Annotated in this window: 19 protein-coding genes; 9 read left to right on the top strand and 10 right to left on the bottom strand. The window is 64.6% G+C overall.

What is annotated here, in order from left to right:
- Nucleotides 1–17 precede the first annotated feature (17 nt).
- Nucleotides 18–1,541 carry an alanine/glycine:cation symporter family protein gene (locus ABFX23_RS03970; protein WP_346031827.1) on the bottom strand — a complete coding sequence of 508 codons (1,524 nt, stop codon included), beginning with the start codon at nt 1,539–1,541 and terminating at the stop codon, nt 18–20.
- A gap of 280 nt (nt 1,542–1,821) precedes the next feature.
- Between ABFX23_RS03970 and secE the strand changes: the two genes are divergently transcribed.
- Nucleotides 1,822–2,049: a preprotein translocase subunit SecE gene (secE, locus tag ABFX23_RS03965; protein WP_346031826.1), complete on the top strand. Its 228-nt coding sequence runs from the start codon at nt 1,822–1,824 to the stop codon at nt 2,047–2,049.
- Between the two features lie 41 nt (nt 2,050–2,090).
- The gene (nusG, locus tag ABFX23_RS03960; protein ID WP_120077548.1) at nt 2,091–2,630 is read left to right on the top strand and encodes a transcription termination/antitermination protein NusG; all 540 of its coding nucleotides are present in this window, start codon (nt 2,091–2,093) and stop codon (nt 2,628–2,630) included.
- A 6-nt stretch (nt 2,631–2,636) separates the two neighbouring features.
- On the opposite strand, the gene ABFX23_RS03955 is transcribed toward nusG, so the two are convergent.
- The 3 genes from ABFX23_RS03955 to ABFX23_RS03945 form a co-directional block, all read right to left on the bottom strand.
- The gene (locus ABFX23_RS03955; RefSeq protein ID WP_346031825.1) at nt 2,637–3,086 is read right to left on the bottom strand and encodes a universal stress protein; all 450 of its coding nucleotides are present in this window, start codon (nt 3,084–3,086) and stop codon (nt 2,637–2,639) included.
- A gap of 61 nt (nt 3,087–3,147) precedes the next feature.
- Entirely contained in the window at nt 3,148–4,863 is a 1,716-nt protein-coding gene (locus tag ABFX23_RS03950) for a cation:proton antiporter domain-containing protein (RefSeq protein ID WP_346031824.1), read from the bottom strand.
- Between the two features lie 89 nt (nt 4,864–4,952).
- Nucleotides 4,953–5,768: a CPBP family intramembrane glutamic endopeptidase gene (locus ABFX23_RS03945; protein WP_346031823.1), complete on the bottom strand. Its 816-nt coding sequence runs from the start codon at nt 5,766–5,768 to the stop codon at nt 4,953–4,955.
- 438 nt (nt 5,769–6,206) lie between these two features.
- Between ABFX23_RS03945 and rplK the strand changes: the two genes are divergently transcribed.
- The 6 genes from rplK (at nt 6,207) to ABFX23_RS03915 (ending at nt 13,196) form a co-directional block, all read left to right on the top strand.
- Entirely contained in the window at nt 6,207–6,638 is a 432-nt protein-coding gene (gene rplK, locus ABFX23_RS03940; RefSeq protein ID WP_120077555.1) for a 50S ribosomal protein L11, read from the top strand.
- A gap of 4 nt (nt 6,639–6,642) precedes the next feature.
- Nucleotides 6,643–7,335, top strand: coding sequence for a 50S ribosomal protein L1 (gene rplA / locus ABFX23_RS03935; RefSeq protein ID WP_346031822.1), 693 nt, complete (start codon nt 6,643–6,645; stop codon nt 7,333–7,335).
- Between the two features lie 128 nt (nt 7,336–7,463).
- Nucleotides 7,464–9,476, top strand: a complete 2,013-nt coding sequence (locus ABFX23_RS03930; RefSeq protein ID WP_346031821.1) for an acyltransferase family protein — start codon at nt 7,464–7,466, stop codon at nt 9,474–9,476.
- 105 nt (nt 9,477–9,581) lie between these two features.
- Entirely contained in the window at nt 9,582–10,154 is a 573-nt protein-coding gene (locus ABFX23_RS03925; protein ID WP_346031820.1) for a trypsin-like serine peptidase, read from the top strand.
- Between the two features lie 3 nt (nt 10,155–10,157).
- Nucleotides 10,158–12,815 (top strand): autotransporter family protein, encoded by a 2,658-nt coding sequence (locus ABFX23_RS03920; RefSeq protein ID WP_346031819.1) that lies wholly within the window; start codon nt 10,158–10,160, stop codon nt 12,813–12,815.
- A gap of 144 nt (nt 12,816–12,959) precedes the next feature.
- Nucleotides 12,960–13,196, top strand: a complete 237-nt coding sequence (locus tag ABFX23_RS03915) for a hypothetical protein (RefSeq protein ID WP_346031818.1) — start codon at nt 12,960–12,962, stop codon at nt 13,194–13,196.
- 22 nt (nt 13,197–13,218) lie between these two features.
- Here the strand turns inward: ABFX23_RS03915 and ABFX23_RS03910 are convergent, their stop codons facing one another.
- The 6 genes from ABFX23_RS03910 to ABFX23_RS03885 all read right to left on the bottom strand — a co-directional run bounded on the left by ABFX23_RS03910 (nt 13,219) and on the right by ABFX23_RS03885 (nt 19,158).
- Complete coding sequence (locus ABFX23_RS03910; RefSeq protein WP_346031817.1) at nt 13,219–13,986, bottom strand: competence/damage-inducible protein A; 768 nt, start codon at nt 13,984–13,986, stop codon at nt 13,219–13,221.
- Nucleotides 13,983–15,518, bottom strand: coding sequence for a flavin-containing monooxygenase (locus ABFX23_RS03905; RefSeq protein WP_346031816.1), 1,536 nt, complete (start codon nt 15,516–15,518; stop codon nt 13,983–13,985). Before ABFX23_RS03905 ends, ABFX23_RS03910 begins: the two co-directional genes overlap by 4 nt.
- A 67-nt stretch (nt 15,519–15,585) precedes the next feature.
- Complete coding sequence (folD, locus tag ABFX23_RS03900; RefSeq protein ID WP_346031815.1) at nt 15,586–16,440, bottom strand: bifunctional methylenetetrahydrofolate dehydrogenase/methenyltetrahydrofolate cyclohydrolase FolD; 855 nt, start codon at nt 16,438–16,440, stop codon at nt 15,586–15,588.
- A 42-nt stretch (nt 16,441–16,482) separates the two neighbouring features.
- Nucleotides 16,483–17,409 (bottom strand): bifunctional methylenetetrahydrofolate dehydrogenase/methenyltetrahydrofolate cyclohydrolase FolD, encoded by a 927-nt coding sequence (gene folD, locus ABFX23_RS03895; protein WP_346031814.1) that lies wholly within the window; start codon nt 17,407–17,409, stop codon nt 16,483–16,485.
- Nucleotides 17,410–17,434: 25 nt separating this feature from the next.
- Entirely contained in the window at nt 17,435–18,283 is an 849-nt protein-coding gene (purU, locus tag ABFX23_RS03890) for a formyltetrahydrofolate deformylase (protein WP_346031813.1), read from the bottom strand.
- Nucleotides 18,283–19,158 carry a methylenetetrahydrofolate reductase gene (locus tag ABFX23_RS03885; protein ID WP_346031812.1) on the bottom strand — a complete coding sequence of 292 codons (876 nt, stop codon included), beginning with the start codon at nt 19,156–19,158 and terminating at the stop codon, nt 18,283–18,285. The genes purU and ABFX23_RS03885 overlap by 1 nt, the downstream gene beginning before the upstream one ends.
- A gap of 139 nt (nt 19,159–19,297) precedes the next feature.
- Here ABFX23_RS03885 and ABFX23_RS03880 point away from each other — a divergent pair, with 139 nt between their 5' ends.
- Nucleotides 19,298–19,999, top strand: coding sequence for an alpha/beta fold hydrolase (locus tag ABFX23_RS03880; RefSeq protein ID WP_346031811.1), 702 nt, complete (start codon nt 19,298–19,300; stop codon nt 19,997–19,999).
- Nucleotides 20,000–20,027: the final 28 nt, after the last annotated feature.

Below are 20,027 nucleotides of genomic sequence, written 5' to 3'. Positions count from 1 at the left end.
CTTCTTTCTCCTTACCCTCAGTATTCCTCGGGCTCTTCGGGCGTATCCGCGTGATGGTCCGGCCCGGCATCGCGCTGGCCCTTCGCCAGCTTGAACACCACGCCGCTCAGCAGCAGCAGGGCGAAGATGTTGGGCAGCAGCATCGTCGCGTTGGAAATGTCGCCCAGGCGCCAGACCAGCTCGCTGGGCTGCGCGGCCCCGATAAAGATCACCACGCACCACAATACGCGCCAGGCCATGTGCAGCTTCTTCTCGCCCGCCCGGTTGGAGCCCTTCACGCGGTCGTAGATGAAGGTGATCGCCCGCTCGCCGTAGTAGGACCACGTCAGCAGCGTGGTGAACACAAACAGGATCAGCACCACCGATGCCACCAGCGTGCCGATGGGGATGGAGCCGATCAGCGCCGGGAAGGCCGCGGCAAAGGCACCGCTGGTCATCTCGAAGCCAACGCGGTCGGACTGCCAGGCGTGCAGCACGGCCTCTCCGCCTGCGGTGAAATCGCCGCGCACGGTGAGGATGACGAGCGCCGTCATGGTGCAGATCACGATGGTGTCGATGAAGGTGCCCAGCATTGCCATGCGGCCCTGCTGTTCGGGATCGTTCGTCTGCGCAACGGCGTGGGCGATGGGGGTGGAACCCTGCCCGGCCTCGTTCGAGAACAGGCCGCGCGCAACGCCTGCGCGGATCGCCATGATGATCGCCGCGCCGGTGAAGCCGCCCACCGCGCTCTGCGGGTTGAACGCCCCGTCGAAGATCAGTGCGAACGTTTCGCCCAGATCGTCGAAATTGATGATCAGCGCGATCACCGCCATCACGATGTAGGCCAGCGCCATGAACGGCACGATGCTTTCGGCAACCTTGCCGATCGACTTGATGCCGCCGATGATGACGATGAACACGAGGATGGCGACGATCAGGCCGCCCAGCCACTCCTCCAGCCCGAACAGTTCCTGCAGGCCGTCGGCCACGGCGTTCGCCTGGATCGAGTTGCCGGTGACGAGAGCGGAGAACAGCGTGCCGATACAGAAGACGATGGCGAGCCAGGTCCACTTGGGGCCAAGGCCCATCATGATGTAGCTCATCGGGCCACCGCGATAGACACCGTCCGATGTCTTCTCGCGGTAACGGATGGCTAGCGAACCTTCCGCAAAGGCCAGTGCCATGCCGAACAGCGCGGTGATCCACATCCAGAAGATCGCGCCGGGGCCGCCCAGCGCGATGGCCGTGGCGACGCCTGCGAGGTTGCCGGTGCCCACCTGCCCGGAAAGCGCGGTGGAAAGCGCGGCGAAGGGCGAGATCTCGCCGGCACCTTCGCCCTTGCGGCCCGCAAACAGGCCCTTGATGGCGCTGCCCAGCTTCACCAGCGGATAGAACCGCAGCCCCACCATGAACCAGACGCCTGCCCCCAGCAGGATCAGCGCCAGCGGCGGGAAGGGAATGACTTCGGCGCCTTCCCAGGTGCCGCCCCACAACAGGTCGGAAATGTTGGTGACCGGCGCGACCAGTCGATCCCCCAGCGAAACTTCAGTCGGAGCTGCCATCTATGTCCCTAAACCCTCATGCGTCCCTTCGATGAAGCGCATAGTGCTATCGGCGGCATGGCCCGCTGCATAGCCCCCACGTTACATTTGTAACCGATCCGCGGTTCGGGAAGAGGTCTGCAAAGCCTTGCCAAGCCTGATGCCCACGCCTAAATAGCCAGCCGTCTTCCGACATTGGAAACTTCGCCAGGCCCCTCCCGAACAGCAGATCGGGGCGGCGAGGAGCCCTACCCGGAAGCCACGACAAGACAGTTTCAATCGAACAAGCGACGGACCGACCATGGCCGAAGAACCGAAGAAAGCCGCCACTCCTGCCAAGAAGCCGACGCCGGGCGAATTCATCCGCCAGGTGCGCTCGGAAACGTCCAAGGTGGTGTGGCCCAGCCGTGAAGAGACGGTGCGCACCGCGATCTTCGTGTTCATTCTGGTGGTGATCCTGTCGCTGTTCTTCCTCGGCGTCGATTCGGTGTTCGGCTGGGTCGTGCAGCAGCTCCTCGCGCTGCTCTGATAGACGCCCCGCTAAAAGTTCAGGTTAGAAAAGAGAGATCCATGGCTGCCCGCTGGTATATCATCCACGCCTATTCCGGTTTCGAGAACAAGGTGCGCGACGCGATCCTTTCCGAAGCAGAACGCCTCGGCCTGTCCGAAGGCGTGGAGGAAGTGGAAGTCCCCACCGAAACCGTGACCGAGATCAAGCGCGGCAAGAAGGTGCAAGTGGAGCGCAAGTTCATGCCCGGCTACGTGCTGGCCAAGCTGAACATGACCGACGACGTGTACCACCTCGTCAAGAACACCCCGAAGGTGACCGGCTTCCTCGGCAACAACAACAAGCCGCAGCCGATCTCCGAAAAGGAAGCCGCGCGCTATTTCGGCGGCGTGGAAGAAGCCAAGTCCGCACCCAAGAAGGACGTGCACGTCGATTACGAGATCGGCGATCAGGTCAAGGTGCTGGAGGGCCCCTTCGCCAGCTTCAACGGCGTGGTGGAAGAGCTCGATTTCGACAAGGCCAAGGTCAAGGTCAGCGTGTCCATCTTCGGCCGCGCGACGCCTGTGGAACTGGATTTCGAGCAGGTCGAACTGGTCAAGTAAGGGCGGTCAGGCTGCGGCCTGCAGCGCCTCGCTGTCTCTCACCAGCAGTACGTCGCACGGCGCGTCACGCATGATGGCGTGCGCGGTGGAGCCGAGCAGGATGCGCCCGAGGGTGGCCCTGTGCGCGGCCACCATGATCACGTCGCTCCCCAGTTCCCTCGCTCTTGCCGCCACTTCGCGGGAGACGGAGCCGGACGGTGCGAAGGTTCCGGAAAGCCGGTCCTCGAACGCGTGCGTGCGCGCCAGTTCCTGCAGCCAGCCCCGAACCTCCTTTGCCTCGTCCGCTTCCCACTGCCACGGCAGGTGCCTGCCGTAGGAGGCCGGCGGTTGCAGGCGAACGTGGATCAGCGAAACGCTTGCCCCCATCGTGTTCGCCAGCGCAGCGCAGCGGCTGGCGATAAGCCGTGTGCCTTGCTCGTCTTCCCTGTCGATCGCTGCCAGCAGTCTTGCGTACATTACCCTTTCTCCTGTCTGCCCTGGCACCACCCGCTGCCCGGCTTTCCGACCCGGCTGCGGGTCACGCGTCCTCGCCGAACCGCTCCAGTTCGATCTGCCTGCTCGCGGCATCCTCGTCGGTGCCGAATTCCAGCAGGATGGTATGAGCTAGGCGCAGGCTTCCCTCGATGGTTTCGGGCACGGCCACACTCGCGCCGTTCTTCAGCAGCCTGCCCGCGTGCTGCCTGTCGCGTGCACGGGCAAAGACCGCGGTCTGCGGTGAAAGGCGTCGTATTTCCGCCACCAGCGCCTCGGTGGCATCCTCGTCGGCGATGGTCACGACAATGGCGCTGGCGCTGTCGAGGCCGGCATCGCGCAATGTCTCGACCCGCGACGCGTCGCCCATTCGCACCGGCCGCCCCTCCGCTGCCGCTGCGCGGGCGAGGGCGGGATCCTTGTCGATGGCGATGTAACGGATGTCCTGCCTGTCCAGCACGCCGGCAATCGTCTCGCCCACCCGGCCATAGCCGGCGATGATGACATGGCCTGCCAGATCCTCCTCGACCGGCTGCGCCGCCATATCCTCGCCAGTCCCGTCCAGCCGCTTTGCCGCGTGGCGCGACAACCAGTCGAGCGCCGGAGTTGCCAGCATCGTCAGGCCTACCACGATCAGCATGAACTGGCCGGTATCCGCCGGCAGTAGCCCCACCGTGACCGACAGTCCCACCACGAGGAAACCGAATTCCCCCGCCTGGCCCAGCACGATGGCAACTTCCGCGGCGCGCTGGCGCGACAGTTTCCAGGCGAGGCACAGCACGAAGTTGATGCCCGTTTTCAGCGCGATCAGTCCGATTGCCGAGGCGAGGATCCAGAACGGGTTCTCGATCACCAGGCGCCAGTCTATCCCCATGCCCACCGACAGGAAGAAAAGGCCCAGCATCAGGCCCTTGAATGGCTCTATGTCGATCTTGACCTGGTGCCGGAACTCGGTCTCGGCCACCAGCAGGCCGGCGAGGAATGCGCCCAGTGCCATCGACAGGCCGACGAACCCGGTCAGGGCTGCCGTGCCCACGGCAAGCAACAGGATTATGGCAACGAAAGCTTCCCGGCTATCCGCGCTGACGACCAGCCTGAGTATCGGCCGCAGGGCAATCCGGCCCACGACATAGATGACCGCGATCGTGGCCGCCGCTTCCAGCAAGGCGAGGCCGAAGCCCATCGCCACGTTGTCTACAGCCAGAGTGCCGAGCACGCTGACTGCGAACAGGATCGGCACGACCGCAAGATCCTGCATCAGCAGGATCGAGAACGTCGCGCGGCCGGCGGGCGAGCCGAGCCGTCCGCCCTCGATCAGGAGCTGCGTGACAATCGCGGTGGACGAAAGCGCGAGACAAGCCCCCAGGATGACGGCTGTCGCCGCGCTGTTGCCCCATGCAAACGCGATGCCGGCAACGACCGTCCCTGTCACCAGGATCTGCGCGCTGCCCAGTCCGAACACCAGCCTGCGCATGGACCACAGGCGCTGGAATGAGAGTTCCAGGCCGATGACGAACAGGAGGAAGATCACGCCCAGTTCGGCCAGTGTCGCCACCCCTTCGAGGTCGGTGATGACGATCCACGAAATGGGTTCGAAAGTATCCGCCAGCAGGCCCAGGCCGTAAGGCCCGATCAGGCTCCCCACCAGGAAATAGGCGATGACCGGGCTGACGAACCGCTGGAGCAGCGGGATCGCGAGCCCGGCGGCCAGCAGGAAGACGAGCACCTCGCGCAGGTAGGGTAAGTGGATCTGGCTTTCCATGCCTGCCCGTCAGCGTCCTCCGGTTGCGCGGCATGCCGTGCCGGTCTTGCGCCCGGGCTCGGGAAGGTGACGTTGCAAGGCCATGGCTCCTATCCTGTCATCCAGCCCAGCTTGTCGGCATAGGCGAGGATCATCGAGACCGTGTCCACCGCGGCGTGGGCGATGATCGCGGCCCACAGGTTGCCACCGCAGCGGTTGCGAATCCAGCCCAGCAGCAGGCCGACCATGGCTGTCACCAGCATGCCGCCCATGCCCTGATAGGCGTGCGGCAGGCCGAACAGCACCGCCTGGACCACCAGCACGGCCCACGGTCGCCCGCGCAGGCCCGCCACGCGCTCCAGTCGGTCCATCAGGAAGCCGCGATAGAGCACTTCCTCGCCGAAGCCGGCGGCGAACCAGGCGACCGCCACGATCCACAGCGCCAGCATGGCCGGGCTTTCCGTCACCAGCGCCAGCACGAACGTGGGGTCCGGGGCACCGAGGCCGATGGCTTCCGTCAGCTGCGCGCCCAGCGCGAAGATCAGCAATGTACCGCCAAGGCCCAGCGCCGCCCAGCCGAGGGTGGAGCGCCAGCTCGCAGGCATTGCCAGCCGGATCGCTTCGGCCCAGCGCCCCTCGCGCCGCAACCACAACCACGCGACGAAGATGCCCACCACGGCGCTGCCGACGACGGTCGATGCGACAAGGGCCGAGCCGAGAACGGGCTCGCCGGGCTGCGGGGCGGGGTTCTCCACCGCCGACACGATCGATTCGAACAGGGCGGGCAGCACGGGCAGCAGGCTGCCGATGAAATAGGCGAGCGCCACGGTGATGAACTGGGCTATGAAGAGCGGCCAGCCGATCGCCGCTTTCAGACGAGATGTCGGCGGGACCGAGGCGGTCTGCACGGGTGTTGTGTCGGTCAATGCGGTTCCCTGTCTTTTGCCGGGTTCTGGAGCGCGGAAACGCGGGGCGCAAGGGATGGGTGCAGACTTTCCTACATCGGTCGCGAGCGGTCATGCGGGGGCCATGCCGGAAAGCCGTCACCCCATGCCCCTGTTCGCCGGAAAACCGTGCCGCCGGCGAAAGGTTACATCCCATTCCGGCAGGATCGCGCTAACTCTCTGTTTAAAGGCTATATTGCGGGGTAACGAAGTTTTTCAAAAGGGCCACATGGGTGTTCCACGTTACCTGCGGCACAAGGTGCAAGGCCCTTGCATCTTTGGCCGATTTCGCTATGTGCACGCCTTCCCAGCTTACAGCTTGGAAATCCGCGCGGGAGCCGGTCTTCGGATCGGCGCTGAACCGCTTAACATGAGCCTTGGCCTGAACCGCCGGGGCAACAGTGAGAAAAGGAGGCCATCATGGCCAAGAAGATCGAAGGTTACATCAACCTTCAGGTGCCCGCCGGCACCGCCAACCCGTCCCCGCCGATCGGCCCTGCGCTGGGTCAGCGCGGCGTGAACATCATGGAATTCTGCAAGGCGTTCAACGCCGCCACGCAGGATCTTGAAAAGGGCGCTCCGATCCCGACGAAGATCACGGTCTATGCCGACCGTTCGTTCACCTTCGTCACCAAGAGCCCGCCCGCCAGCTTCCTCATCAAGAAGGCGATGAAGATCAAGTCGGGTTCCAAGGAGCCGGGCAAGGACATCATCGGCACGATCAAGACCAGCCAGCTGGCCGAGATCGCCGAGCAGAAGATGGCCGACCTCAATGCGAACGACAAGGATCAGGCCGTGAAGATCATCGCCGGTTCCGCCCGTTCGATGGGCATCGAAGTGGTGGAGGGCTAAGACCATGGCAACGCTTACCAAGAAGCAGAAGACGCTGGCCGAACTGGACAGCGAGAAGCTCTACACCGTCGACGAGGCACTCGCCACGCTGCGCGAGCACAAGGCCAAGTTCGACGAAACCGTCGAAGTCGCCATGAACCTGGGCGTCGATCCGCGCCACGCAGACCAGATGGTCCGCGGCATGGTCTCGCTGCCGGGCGGCACGGGCAAGGACGTGAAGGTTGCCGTGTTCGCACGCGGCGACAACGCCGAGAAGGCGCTGGCCGCCGGTGCCGACAAGGTTGGCGCCGAAGACCTGATGGAAGACATGCAGAACGGCAACCTCGATTATGACCGCGTGATCGCCACGCCGGACATGATGGGCGTCGTCGGCCGCCTCGGCAAGGTGCTGGGTCCCAAGGGCCTGATGCCGAACCCGAAGCTGGGCACCGTCACCCCGAACGTGGAGCAGGCCGTGAAGGACGCCAAGGGCGGCCAGGTCGAATTCCGCGTTGAAAAGCAGGGCATCATCCACTCCGGCATCGGCAAGCTGTCGTTCAAGGATGAAGACCTGAAGGCGAACTTCGAAGCGCTGACCCAGGCGATCGTCAAGGCAAAGCCCTCGGGCGCCAAGGGCAAGTACGTGCGCAAGGTGTCCGTCACCAGCACGATGGGCCCGGGCCTGAAGATCGACCTTTCGGAAGTCGAAGGGGCGTAACCCGCGCTCAAGTAGCGAAGCGGTAGCGCAAAAAGGGAAATCCCTTTCCTACGATAATGGTTTTGGCGAAAGGGCCGGGGAAGCAATTCTCCGGCCCTTTCTCTTTTTGCCAAGGTGTCTGCTAACGCATGGCGATGGAATACCGCCGCGATATCGATGGCCTGCGTGCCGTTGCCGTTCTGGCGGTGGTCCTGTGCCATGCCGGCGTGCCGGGATTTGCCGGCGGCTTCGTCGGCGTGGACGTGTTCTTCGTCATCTCCGGCTACCTGATCTGCGGCATCCTGGCGCGAGAGCTTGAAGCGGGCGAGTTTTCGCTGGCGGGGTTCTACGAACGGCGCGTACGGCGCATCCTGCCGCCGCTGTTCCTGATGATCGCGGCATGCTTCGCGCTCGGCTGGTTCCTGCTGCCGCCGCCCGCCTACCTCGACCTCGCGCGCTCGGCGATCCCGGCGGCGCTGTTCTGGTCGAACCTGCATTTCCGCAATGAAGGCAGCGACTACTTCGCCATCGATGCGGAATTCCAGCCGCTGTTGCACACCTGGTCGCTGGCGGTGGAGGAGCACTTCTACATCGCCGTGCCGCTGGCCATGTGGCTGGTGTGGACGATAGGACGCCGCGCCGCCCTGCCAGCGGCGGTGCTGGCAACGGCAGCCTCCTTCGCCTGGAGCGTGCACATGGTGGATACGACGCCGACGGGCGCCTTCTACCTCATCCAGTCGCGCGCCTGGGAACTGGGCGTGGGTGCCGTGCTGGCACTTGGCGTTGCCCGCATTGCCCTGCCGCGCTGGCTGGCGGAGGCGGCGGGCGCGCTGGGCCTCCTCGCCATAGCCTACGCGACCTATCGCTACGACGGGACTACCCCCTTTCCCGGTGTGGCGGCGCTGGCCCCGGTGCTGGGCGCGGCGGCAATCGTCTGGGCCGGGCAGCGTCATGCGACGCTGGCCAGCCGCCTGCTCTCCCGCGGCCCGATGGTGTGGGTGGGGCTCGTCTCCTACGCGCTCTACCTGTGGCACTGGCCCGCGCTGGTGCTGGCGCGGCACCTCTACGTCAGCGTCGAGATCCCGTTCCTCGGCACCTCGCTGGCCCTCGCCGCCTCGCTCCTGCTGGCCTGGATGAGCACGCGGTGGGTAGAGCAGCCCCTGCGGCGGCGCGGAGAGAAGGCCGTGATCGGGCGCAACGCCGCATTCGTGCTGGGCGGCCTTGCCGCGCTTGCCATCGCGGGCATCGCCAGCCTCGTGATCCGCAGCGAGGGCGCATGGCAGCGCGCTCCCGATGCACGCGCGGTTGTGGAGGAGGCGAGAACGCGCAGCGCGCTGGAAGAGCAATGCCGCGCCAGCTGGCGCGAGGCCGGGATGCCTTGCGAATTCGGCGCGGCGGGTGAGGAGCCGCAGGTGCTGCTGTGGGGCGACAGCCACGCGGCTTCGCTCCTGCCCGGCCTCGATGACCTGCTGCGCGACAACGGCGTGGCCGGAGCCGCCGCCGTCTCGACCGGCTGCCCGCCGCTGCCGGGCTTCCGTCGCGCGAAACACGGTGACGACATGGATTGCGCGGCCCTGAACGCGGCGGCCCTGCGCTTGCTGGAGGAGCGGCCCGATGCCTACCGGACGGTCATCCTCAGTGCACGATGGATCACCCACGTCACGCAGGCCAACGCGCCCGGCGAGGGCGGCAGCTACGATCCGCTGGTGTCGCTCCGGACGGGAGAGCCGGTAACGGCGGACAGGTCGGCGGAGGTGGTGGAGCACACGCTGGGCGCCCTGGCCAGGCGGCTCACTGCCACCGGCAGGAGGGTCATCATCGTGGCCAGTATTCCCGAGCAGGGGCGCGATGTTCCCGGCCGCTATCTCGCGTCCCGCTTTGGCGGGCTGGCGGGGCTCGAACCGGTCCCTGTCTCCACTGTCATTACGCGTGAGGCTCCGGCCCGCGAGATCCTGCGCAGGCTGGACCAAAGGCCCGGTGTCACCGTTGTCGATCCCTTGGTAGCCATGTGCAATGCGGACTGCCCGGCGGAGCAGGGCGGCGTGTTGCTTTACCGCGATGGCGATCATCTAACGGTTTTCGCATCTCGCCTTCTTGTGCCTGAAATGCTCGGAATGGAGCTATTTCATACGCTTTATCAACATGATGAACGCGTTAATTAAACAAGTTACTATTGATATAATCTGCGACTTCCGTTCACTTGGCCTTCTCTGAGTCTCTTGGGGCAACGACGTCCCGGGACTTTCTCACAAAAGGGGACACCGGCCATGAATCGCGCATTCGTCACAAAACTCGCAGGCTCCATTTCTGTCGTCGCAGCTTCCGCCGTGCTGGCGCAAACCGCCCATGCAGAGGGCGCCGGGAAAAACGCGGGCCTCAAGGTTCTGGACGAATCGGGCGTGGTGGTGACGGATGGGACCGAGTTGTTGTTGCCCCCGCCCGAGGGGGCCTACGACGCCATCGAGGACGTTACCGGCGTCGGCCAGATGGTGACGCAGCCCGATCGCAACTCGTTTGCCGTCGGCCTGTGCACCGGCACGCTCATCAACCCGCGCACGGTTATCTTCGCTGCCCACTGCGTGAACGATATCGCCGCCGAGGACTACGGTGCGGCCAGCGGCGGCGTGCCGATCAGCTTCGGCTTCAGCGCCGATAACCTGCCCGCTGCGCGTGACTGGCTGGGCGTGTTCGGCAACACGCCATACCAGTCGAACCCCGATCTCAACATCTACAACGTGGAACAGCTCTGGTACGATGAGCGCTCGGTAGAGCTGGGCTTCCTCGAAGCCGATGTCGCGCTGGCCACGCTCGATACGCATGCCGACGGCGTGCCGACGTAGACGATGCTGTTCTCTCCGCTGACCGAGGAAACCCACGTCCTCATCAATGGTTACGGCCGTTCGGGAACCGGCTCCGCTGGCGATATCAACCCCGTCGATTTCCGTCGCCGGATTGCCGAGAACGTCGTCTCCGTACTCGGCTCGCTGAACGACCGGAACGAGTGGTTGTTCGGCCCCGGCGACTATGGCCTTCCGCAAAACCTCTACCAGACCGATTTTGACAGCCCCGAAGGCGAGGCCGCATACAATGTCGCTGCGTCCAGTTTCGACTTCGACGTTTTCAACGGCACCGCGCTTCCCAATGAAGGCTCGACGGCCGGGGGCGATTCGGGCGGCCCGCTGATCGCCGACGAGAAGTTCGACGTGCCCGTAATCCTTGGCGTGCTGACGGGCGGTTCGCGCTTTTTCCAAGCCCAGCCGTCATCCAGCTACGGCACGACCAGCTTCTACCAGCCGCTGTTCATGTTCTGGGAATCGATCGTCGCGAACAACAGCTACGCCTACGTCAGCGCCGAGGGCGGGACGTCCAACTGGAACAATCCCAATCACTGGGTGCAGGACATGGACCCGGCCTATGCCATAGAGGTGGACGGCGAACTGCAGAACGCCCTGCCGGGCTTCTCGCAGCCCGGCATCTCCGGTGAGACCCCGCAGTTCGGCGAGGTCTGCTTCCTGACGATCTGCACCGACCTTGCCGATGGCAGCGTTCCGCTGGAAAGCACCGGACCCAATAGCATTTACGTTCCCGGCGGACCCGGCACGACCGGCTTCGTGCCGGACAACGTGGTGGGCGATCCCTCGCATGGTATCAAGGCGCGCTATTACGAAGTGACGCTGGACCAGGCCGGAGCGACCATCCTTGGTGACAGCAAGACCATCGATCGCTTGAATATTGCGGGCCAGGCCGCCCTGCTGGTGCGCGGTGGCGGTGATCTGTTCGTCTGGGGCGACTATACCCAGACCGGTGGCCTGCTCGACCTCGACGGCACCCTGCGCACGGGGGAGGCCTTCATCAACGCCGGCTTCCTGTCGGGCTCGGGCTTCTTCGACCCGACCTACCTTACGGTGGCACAGGGCATCATCGCGCCGGGCGACATCGGCAAGCCGGGCACGCTCACCATTGCCGGCGATGTCATCCTCTCCAGCGCATCGGTCACGATCTTCGACCTGCTGAAGCGTGGCGGCGACACGCTGGCCATCATTGGCGATGCAGACAATGCCGGGATCGCGTCGCTGGGCGGCACCGCGGCCTTCGCGCTGGGCACCAGGGGTCAGACCCCGCGCTGGGGCCAGAGCTTCGAAGTCCTCACCGCGCAGGGCGGCGTGGAGAACGAGTTCGACGCCGTGGTGACCATGGGCGTGGGCGTTCTTTACCCCGAGCTTACCTACAATGAATTCGACGTGACGGCGGAGATCAAGGCCGGTTCCTTCGTGAACTACTTGTCCTCGAGCGGCATCAGCGACCAGTACGCGCTCGCGTTCGGCAACGCCTTCGACAGCCTGCGCATGTCGAACTACGCCGACCTGTCCGGGATTTACGGTGCCATCGACGTGATGGGCGCGGCAGATGTTGCCGCGACCTTCGGTGCCAACTCGGTGGCCGCCACGGGCAACCTTTCGGTCTCCGACGAGCGGCAGGGCAGCTATGTCCGCACGCTGGTGGGCGATCGTCTGTCCATGCTCGGCCAGAAGCAGAGCGCCGGGCGTATCCGCCTGTCGGGCACCACTGCGGGCTATACCGGCTCGGGAGAGGTTTCGCCTGCCGCCGCATCGCAGATGTCTTTCGCCAGCAATTACAACGGCGGCACCATGGAAGGGCTGGTCCTGCCCGATCACATCAGCGGCTTCATGGCGGTCGGTTATGACCGCAAGAACGAGCTGGGCGGGGCGAGCGGCGTCGACCAGAGCGGGACCTGGAACATGGCGATGGGCCTGGAAATGGCGCTTGGCCAGGATAGCGTGGTCGGCACTGCGGTCGGTTACTCGCGCGGGCAGCGGCAGATGTCGGGTGCGCTTGCCTCGCTCGATACCAGCCAGATGGCCCTTTACGGTTCGCACCAGCTTGGCGGCGGCATGTACGTCGGCGGGCAGGCGTCCTTTGCCTTCACCAAGCTGGATGCCAGCAGCCGGGTAGACAGCAGCCTTGCAGCAGGGTTCGCCGTCGACAGCACGGCCAGCTCCTACGCTGCGGACGTGGAACTGGGCTACAACCACCAGTTGGGCGACCTCACGCTCACCCCGCGCACGCGCATCGGTTACTCGCGCTACGCGGTCGACGGGTTCCAGGATAGCCGTGCGCAGTTCGCCATGGCCATCGACGGCGTGAGCCGTGCCGGTGTCGACTGGCGCACGGGTCTGAAGCTGGCCGGAGAGACCCGCATGGGGTTTGCCAGCGACTGGGTCATGCAGCCCGAGATCCAGGCCGACTACGTGCGCCGCCTCAGTGGCAACAGCACCGATATCGACCTGCACTTTGCCGAGGCGGCTCACGTGAACCTCAACCTGCCGGTCAACCTGCACGATGCCTCCTACGGCGAGGTGCGCGGCGGCGTGAACTTCAGCAACGGGCCGATCACCATCGGCGCCGCTGTGGAAGCCCGCGTGGCACAGGACACCTATCGCGACGACCGCGCGACGGTGAACTTCAGCTTCAGTTTCTGAGCGCTGGACGAACCGGTTTGAAGGGGGGCGGGGCGACCTGCCCCCCTTTTCGTGCTCGCCCATACCGGCTTGTCGCGAAGGAGCGATCGGGCTTTTTCGGAAACTTGACCCATACGCCGCGTTGATTTTCCGAAAGGAAATTCAATGGCCGGAAGACTGATCTTCATTCTCGTCGCCGTAGCGGTAATCTTCGGACTGTCTGTGTGGGTGGATAATCGCATTGCTGCAGGGGCTGGTGCGCTCCTGCTGCTAGGTGGCCTTATCTACGGTTATGTGCAGACCAAGCGCACGACACCTGCGCAGGACGCGCGCTCCGAACGTGGGGCACGAGAGCTGCGCGAGGAAATTGTCGAGGACGAGGAAAAGCGCGGGACGCGCTGATTTCGCCAGGCTGCACCCAGCTTCAGATACCGCCGGGCGTGAAATCGAAGCCTGCCTCGGCCAATGCTTCGCAAAGCGTATCGACCGCGCTATCCAGCACGTCGCGGCTGGTCGAGCGCACGACGAAGTTCGAGCCGACGCGCCCCTCGCGGAAAAAAGGATAACTGCCGATCTGGCAGCCCTCGTGCGCCTTTTCCACTTCGCGCAGGATCTCGGCGACTTCAGTCTCGGGAATGAAACCGCCCACGGTTTCGCTTATCAGCGGCGCCCCTCCCTCCAACTGGCCCGTCAGACCGTCCAGCATCTGCGCGGTGATGTGCGGCACGCCTGCCATCAGGAACAGGTTTCCGTGGCGAATGCCGGGCGCGCCCGACATGCGGTTGGGGATGAGGTCAGACCCTTCCGGTACTCGCGCCATGCGCAGCCGCGCCTCGGTCAGGCCGCCGGGCCGGTCCTTGTAGTATTCCTTCAGAATGGCGTGGGCTTCCGGGTGGATGACCACCGGCACGCCCAGTGCGCGCGCCACCGCATCGACGGTGATATCGTCATGCGTCGGCCCGATCCCGCCGGTGGTGAAGACGTAGTCGTAGGCGGAGCGCAGCGCGTTTACTGCTGCGGCAATGGCCCCCATGTCATCTGACACGACGCGTGCCTCGGTCAGGCGAATGCCCTGCACCTGTAGCCAGCTGGCGACTTGCGCAATATTCTTGTCGGCGGTGCGGCCCGAGAGAATTTCATCCCCGATCACCACCATTCCGGCGGTCCAGACCTTGTCGGCTGCTTGGCTCATTCGGCGGCAATCTTCTCGTGTTCTGGCGCGCTGTCGTGCTGCGCGGCAGCGGGCGCCTGGCGAAAGCGGAGCACGCCGTCGGCGACCGGGCGGCTCTGGAAGTCCCGGCGGTCTTCAAGGTAGTTGTGCGCGAGGGTCCAGGGGCGCTTTGCCGCGACCTTGGGCATCATGTCCTTCGCGCGGTTGAGATAACCGGAGGTATAGTCCCACGGCTCCACGGCTTCGGGCTCGTCCTCGGGGGCGAGTTCGGGAACGGCGATATCCACCCCGCGCCGCGCCATCTCATTCAGCACTTCGCAGGCATAACGCGCGTTGCAGTCGGCCCGCAGCGTCCAGCTGGCGTTGAGGTAGCCGAACACGAAGGAGAGGTTCGGCAGGTTGGAGAACATGGTGCCGCGGTAGAAGAAGTGCTCCGGCCATTCGACCGCCTCGCCATCCTTCGAAACCTCCACCTTGCCGGCCAGGACCAGCCGCAGGCCGGTGGCGGTGATCACCACGTCGGCCGGCACGTAGTCGCCCGATTCCAGCTTGATCCCGCCTGCATCGAACCCGGCAATATGATCGGTGACGACTCGCGCCTTGCCCGCCTTCATCGCTTCGAACAGGTCGCCATCGGGCACCAGGCACAGGCGCTGCTGCCACGGGTTGTAGGGCGGCTCGAAATGCTTGGGATCGTAATGAGGGCCAAGCTCGTCTTTCAAGCGGCCCCGGATGAGCTCTGCCAGCCGCTCCGGCTTGCGCCGCGACAGGTTGAAGAAATAGCTGCGCAGCGCGATGTTCTTCCAGCGGGTGAGGCGATAGGCGAACTTCTCCGGAAACCAGCGCAGGAAACGCTGGCTCCACACGTCCTGCCGCGGCCCGGCACCCATCCACGTGGGCGTGCGCTGGAGCATGGTGACGCTTTTCGCCTTGTCGGTCATGGCGGGTACCATCGTTACGGCGGTCGCGCCGGAGCCGACGATCACCACGTCCTTGCCCGAATAGTCATAATCCTGGGGCCAGAATTGCGGGTGCAGCACATCCCCGCCGAAATCGCCAATACCGGGAATGTCCGCTTCGTGCGGCTTGTCGTAATCGTAGTATCCGCTGGCGAAATAGAGCCAGCGGGCGGTGGTGACGGTCTGCTTTCCGTCCACTCCGCGCGCGGTGATCGTCCAGCGCGCGGTCATCGAATCCCAGTCGGCGGAGAGCACTTCCTGACCGAAACGAATGTTATCGCGGATGCCGCGTTCGTCGGCGATGCGATTGAGGTATTCGAGAATGCTCGGCCCGTCGGCAATCGCGTCCTCGTGCCGCCACGGTTCGAAATTGAAGCCCAGCGTGTGCATGTCTGAATCGGAACGCACGCCGGGATAGCGGAACAGGTCCCACGTCCCGCCGATCTCTTCGCGCCGTTCCAGGATGGTGTAGCTGCGGTCAGGGCACATCATGCCGATGTGCGCGGCCATGGAAATGCCCGATATGCCTGCGCCGATAATGCAGATGTCGGTGTCTGGCTGGGGCATTGAATTCCTGTCTGTCTGCTCGGCCATGCTAGGGACTACTCATAGGGCGAGAACTCTCATCGGCAAAGGGTGGCTTTGGCCCGTGAGCCTATGTTCAGCCAGATAGCGCCGCCTGCACCGTGTTGGCCAGCAGCATGGCGATTGTCATCGGCCCGACGCCGCCCGGTACCGGGGTGACGGCGCGGGCGTGCTGCACTTCCTCGAAAGCGACATCGCCCACCAACCTGTCCTTGCCGTCCTTGCCCTCGATGCGGGTGATGCCGACGTCGATCACGATGGCGCCTTCCTTCACCCAGTCGCCTTTCACCATTTCCGGGATGCCGGTGGCGGCCACGATGATATCCGCCTGCCGCGCCTTTCCGGGCAGGTCGCGGGTCTTGCTGTGGGCGATGGTGACGGTGCAGCCGAGCGCGGTGAGCATCATGGCCACCGGCTTGCCGACGATGTTGGAGCGACCGATGACCAGCGCATCGAGCCCTTCGACGTCTGGCTCGACCGATTGCAGCAGCTTGATACAGCCGTGCGGCGTGCATGGCCAGATGCCTCCTGTGCCGGTGGACAGTCTGCCGACGTTTACCGGGTGAAAGCCGTCGACATCCTTGGCTGGATCGATGGCGTCGATCACCGCGCGCTCGTCGATATGACCGGGCAGGGGGACCTGCACGAGGATGCCGTGGACGTGCTCGCTGGCGTTCACCCGGTCGATCAGGGCGAGCAATTCTTCCTGCGTGGTGCTTGCGGGCAGGCGATGCTCGGTGGAGCGCATGCCTACCCGGTCACACGCCTTAACCTTGTGGCGCACGTAGACATCGCTCGCCGGATCGTCGCCCACGAGAATGACGGTGAGGCCGGGGCGGTTGTGTCCCGCCGCCACCAGAGCCTCCACCTCGGCCTTGGTCTGTTCGTCAATGCTGCGCGCAAGGGCGCGACCGTCGATCGTTTCTGCCATGTGCGGACATTCGACCAGCAAGTGCCGCTTGGCAAGCCTGCCTCAGGCCGTGGTGTGCATGCTCCGGTCGGGCGCATCGGCATAGTCGTCCCCGCGCTCGGCATCGCCATAGCCCATCAGGTTGCGCGCGGCCTGCACCGTGTTGGCCAGCAGGCAGGCGATGGTCATGGGGCCGACGCCGCCGGGAACCGGGGTCACGGCCTTGGCGTGCTGGACCTCGTCGAACTTCACGTCGCCCACCAGCTTCGTCTTGCCGTCTTCGCCTTCCTTGCGGGTGATGCCGACGTCGATGATGACCGCGCCGTCCTTCACCCAGTGGCCCTTCACCAGTTCGGGGGCGCCGGCGGCGGCCACGATGACGTCCGCCTGACGACAGATTTCGGGCAGGCCTTCGGTGTAGATGTGGGTGACGGTGACTGTCGCCTCGGCATCCAGCAGCAGGTTCGCCACCGGCTTGCCGACGATGTTGGACTTGCCGATCACCACCACGTCCTTGCCCGTCAGGTCGGGAATGACGCTTTTCAGCAGCATCATCACGCCCAGCGGGGTGCAGGGCACGATGCCGCCCGTGCCGGTGCTGAGGCGACCGACGTTGACCGGGTGGAACCCGTCCACGTCCTTTTCGGGCGAGATCGAGCGCAGCACGAGGCGCGTGTCGATGTGATCGGGCAAGGGCACCTGGCACAGGATGCCGTGGACGTCCTCGTCCTTGTTGAGCTGGTCGATCAGCGCCAGCAGGTCTTCCTGCGAGGTATCGGCGGGCAGGCGGTGCTCGGTGGAGCGGATGCCGACCTTCTCGCACGCCTTGATCTTGCGGCGGACATAGACCTCGCTGGCAGGATCCTCGCCCACCAGGATCACCGTAAGGCCGGGGGCGGAGTGCCCCGCTGCGACCAGTTCGTCCACCTGGGCCTTGGTCTTTTCGTCCAATTGGCGCGCGATCGCGCGGCCATCGATAATGTCCGCCATTTCCGGCAAAACTCCCGTCAGCTTGTTATTCGAATACGACCGTGCGGTCGCCGTTCAGGAAAACCCGATCCTCCAGGTGCGCGCGCACGGCTTTCGCCAATACGCGCCGTTCCACGTCGCGGCCCTTGGCGACAAGATCGTCGGGGCTTTCGGCGTGGCTCACGTTCTCCACGTCCTGCGCGATGATCGGGCCTTCGTCCAGATCGTCCGTCACGTAATGGCTGGTTGCCCCGATCATTTTCACGCCGCGGGCATAGGCCTGGTGGTAAGGCTTCGCGCCCTTGAACCCAGGCAGGAAGGAATGGTGGATGTTGATGCAGCGGCCCGACAGGTGCTTCGACATGTCGTCCGAGAAGATCTGCATGTAACGCGCCAGCACCACGAGATCCGCGCCGGTCTCTTCCACGATCTTGCGAACCTGCGCTTCCTGCTGCGGCTTGGTTTCCTTGGTGATCGGCAGGTGGTGATAGGGAATATCGCCGATCAGCGATGTGGTGAGCTTCTCGCGCGGGTGGTTGGAGATGATCGCGGGCACCTCCATGTTGATCTCGCCGATGCGCATCCGGTAGAGCAGGTCGCCCAGGCAGTGGTCGAACGCGCTGACCATCAGGATGACCTTCGGCACCCAGCCGGGCTCGCGCAGGTCCCACTCCATTTCGAAATTTTCGGCAATGGCTGAGAACGCATCGCGCAGCGCCGTAATGTCGTTATCCTGCGGATCGAACACCAGCCGCATGAAGAAGCGCCCGGTTCTCCGGTCGGAGAACTGCTGCGCTTCCTCGATGATGCAGTCGCGATCGGCCGTGAATCCGGTGACACGCGCCGAGATTCCGGTGCGGATGGGGCAGGCGAGGCGAAGCGTTGCCGTCGCCATTACTTGTGCCGTGCGTCGTAATCGTTGATCCATTCGGCAGACGCGGTGAGCGCACCGAAGGGGTAGAAGTGCAGGCGTACGCGGCCGTGGCGCTCGGTCAGCTTCTTGTCGAGGCTGTCCACCAGCTTGTCCGGGCCCGCCTTGCCGACGAGGTTGGTGAGCGAGACGCCGTATTTCTTCATCACGCTGGCAGATGCGCCAACGCCGCAGCGCTTGGCAAAGCCGAGCAGTCGCTTGATCCCCGCAGGGCCGGGCACGCCCAGGCGCACGGGCACATCGATGCCGCGCTCGCGCATTTCGGCGAGCCATTCGACGATGGCATCGTCATCGAAAGCGAACTGGGTGACGACCAGCGGCGTCATGCCGTGGGCGCGTACCGCGTCGATCTTCTTCTGCATCCACACCCACAGGTCGTCCTTGCTGACGTTGGGGTGGCCTTCGGGGTGGCCGCCCACGCCGATCACTTCGTAGCCGTACTTTTCCAGAAGGCCGGTCTCGATGATCTGCAGGCTGTCCTCGAACGGGCCTTCGGGCTCCGGCGGGTCGCCGGCGATGACGAAGATGCGCTTGGCCTTGGCGCGCTCGGCGGTTTCCCTGAGGTAGTAGTCCAGTTCCTCGTGGCTCTTGATGCGGCGCGCGGAGACGTGGGCGATCGGCTCGAAACCCAGTTCGCGTACAAGGCACGATGCCTCTATGCGCTGCTCGATCTCTTCACCGGGAAGGAAGGTGACGGCGATCTGCGTGTCGGGACGGATCAGCGGCGCGGCCTCGCGCAGGCCATCGACTTCTTTCGCCGTCATTTCCAGCGAATAGCCATCGACCATGTTCTCGGCCGGCTTTTCCCAATTGGGATGGATCGTCTCGTAAGATGCCATGTCACTCTCCTGGTGCGGACTGCCCGCCGACGACTCCGGCAGGCCCGAATTATTGTCGAGATAGGCCCTAGCCTAAAGTCGCAAATTCGTATAGATGAAATTTTCAAGAACGCGAAGAAAGTGAGGGGAAGCCGCCGAAATGCTCATGTTCCTGCCTGGTCTCATCTGCGATTCGCGCATCTATGCGCCGCAGCAAGCCGCCTTTCCTGACGGACTGGTGGTGGATGGCTATGGCATGGCCGACTCGCTGGCGGAGATGGCGCGGATCGCGCTGGCCCAGGCGGATGAGCGCGGCGCGGACAAGCTCGACGTGTTCGGCCACTCCATGGGCGGGCGCATCGCGATGGAAGTGTTCCGCCTCGCGCCGCACCGCGTCCGTCGCCTCGCGCTGGTGTCCACCGGCATCCACCCCGTGGGCGAGAACGAACCGGCCAAGCGCGCCGAGCTTCAGAAAGTTGGCTACGACAACGGTTTCGAGGCGCTGGTCGATACCTGGCTGCCGCCGATGGTGGCCGATGCCAATCGTGACACTCCCGAATACAATGTGATGCGCGAAATGTGCCTGTCCAAAGGGCAGGCCGTGTTCGACGCGCAGATAAAGGCCCTGCTGGGCCGCCCGCCGTTCGACGACCTTCTCAAGCAGGTGCGGTGCCCGACGCTGGTGATGACCGGCGAACTGGATGCCTGGGCTCCGCCTGCGCAGCACGAGACGATCGCCGCGGCCATCCCCGGATCGAAGCTGGTTGTGGTGCCCGGCGCGGGACACATGATCCAGCTCGAGGCGCCCGACGCGGTGAACGCTGCCATTGCCGATTGGCTGGCCATTCCTGCCGACGACTGATTTTTCGAATACCTGAACTATCGCAACC

Origin of the sequence: Erythrobacter westpacificensis (genome assembly GCF_039542285.1) — a bacterium.
GTDB lineage: Bacteria > Pseudomonadota > Alphaproteobacteria > Sphingomonadales > Sphingomonadaceae > Alteraurantiacibacter > Alteraurantiacibacter westpacificensis.
Note: the sequence above shows the minus strand (reverse complement) of the source record. Positions and strands in the feature narration are given on the sequence as shown.

What these genes read in the sequence shown, in the direction of transcription:
- ABFX23_RS03905 (WP_346031816.1), bottom strand. Translation starts at nt 15,518, where the DNA reads ATGGCCGAGCAGACAGACAGGAATTCAATGCCCCAGCCAGACACCGAC.
- purU (WP_346031813.1), bottom strand. Translation starts at nt 18,283, where the DNA reads ATGGCGACGGCAACGCTTCGCCTCGCCTGCCCCATCCGCACCGGAATC.
- folD (WP_346031814.1), bottom strand. Translation starts at nt 17,409, where the DNA reads ATGGCGGACATTATCGATGGCCGCGCGATCGCGCGCCAATTGGACGAA.
- ABFX23_RS03920 (WP_346031819.1), top strand. Translation starts at nt 10,158, where the DNA reads ATGCTGTTCTCTCCGCTGACCGAGGAAACCCACGTCCTCATCAATGGT.
- rplK (WP_120077555.1), top strand. Translation starts at nt 6,207, where the DNA reads ATGGCCAAGAAGATCGAAGGTTACATCAACCTTCAGGTGCCCGCCGGC.
- nusG (WP_120077548.1), top strand. Translation starts at nt 2,091, where the DNA reads ATGGCTGCCCGCTGGTATATCATCCACGCCTATTCCGGTTTCGAGAAC.
- ABFX23_RS03950 (WP_346031824.1), bottom strand. Translation starts at nt 4,863, where the DNA reads ATGGAAAGCCAGATCCACTTACCCTACCTGCGCGAGGTGCTCGTCTTC.
- ABFX23_RS03880 (WP_346031811.1), top strand. Translation starts at nt 19,298, where the DNA reads ATGCTCATGTTCCTGCCTGGTCTCATCTGCGATTCGCGCATCTATGCG.
- ABFX23_RS03970 (WP_346031827.1), bottom strand. Translation starts at nt 1,541, where the DNA reads ATGGCAGCTCCGACTGAAGTTTCGCTGGGGGATCGACTGGTCGCGCCG.
- folD (WP_346031815.1), bottom strand. Translation starts at nt 16,440, where the DNA reads ATGGCAGAAACGATCGACGGTCGCGCCCTTGCGCGCAGCATTGACGAA.
- ABFX23_RS03925 (WP_346031820.1), top strand. Translation starts at nt 9,582, where the DNA reads ATGAATCGCGCATTCGTCACAAAACTCGCAGGCTCCATTTCTGTCGTC.
- ABFX23_RS03885 (WP_346031812.1), bottom strand. Translation starts at nt 19,158, where the DNA reads ATGGCATCTTACGAGACGATCCATCCCAATTGGGAAAAGCCGGCCGAG.
- ABFX23_RS03955 (WP_346031825.1), bottom strand. Translation starts at nt 3,086, where the DNA reads ATGTACGCAAGACTGCTGGCAGCGATCGACAGGGAAGACGAGCAAGGC.
- rplA (WP_346031822.1), top strand. Translation starts at nt 6,643, where the DNA reads ATGGCAACGCTTACCAAGAAGCAGAAGACGCTGGCCGAACTGGACAGC.
- ABFX23_RS03930 (WP_346031821.1), top strand. Translation starts at nt 7,464, where the DNA reads ATGGCGATGGAATACCGCCGCGATATCGATGGCCTGCGTGCCGTTGCC.
- ABFX23_RS03915 (WP_346031818.1), top strand. Translation starts at nt 12,960, where the DNA reads ATGGCCGGAAGACTGATCTTCATTCTCGTCGCCGTAGCGGTAATCTTC.
- secE (WP_346031826.1), top strand. Translation starts at nt 1,822, where the DNA reads ATGGCCGAAGAACCGAAGAAAGCCGCCACTCCTGCCAAGAAGCCGACG.
- ABFX23_RS03910 (WP_346031817.1), bottom strand. Translation starts at nt 13,986, where the DNA reads ATGAGCCAAGCAGCCGACAAGGTCTGGACCGCCGGAATGGTGGTGATC.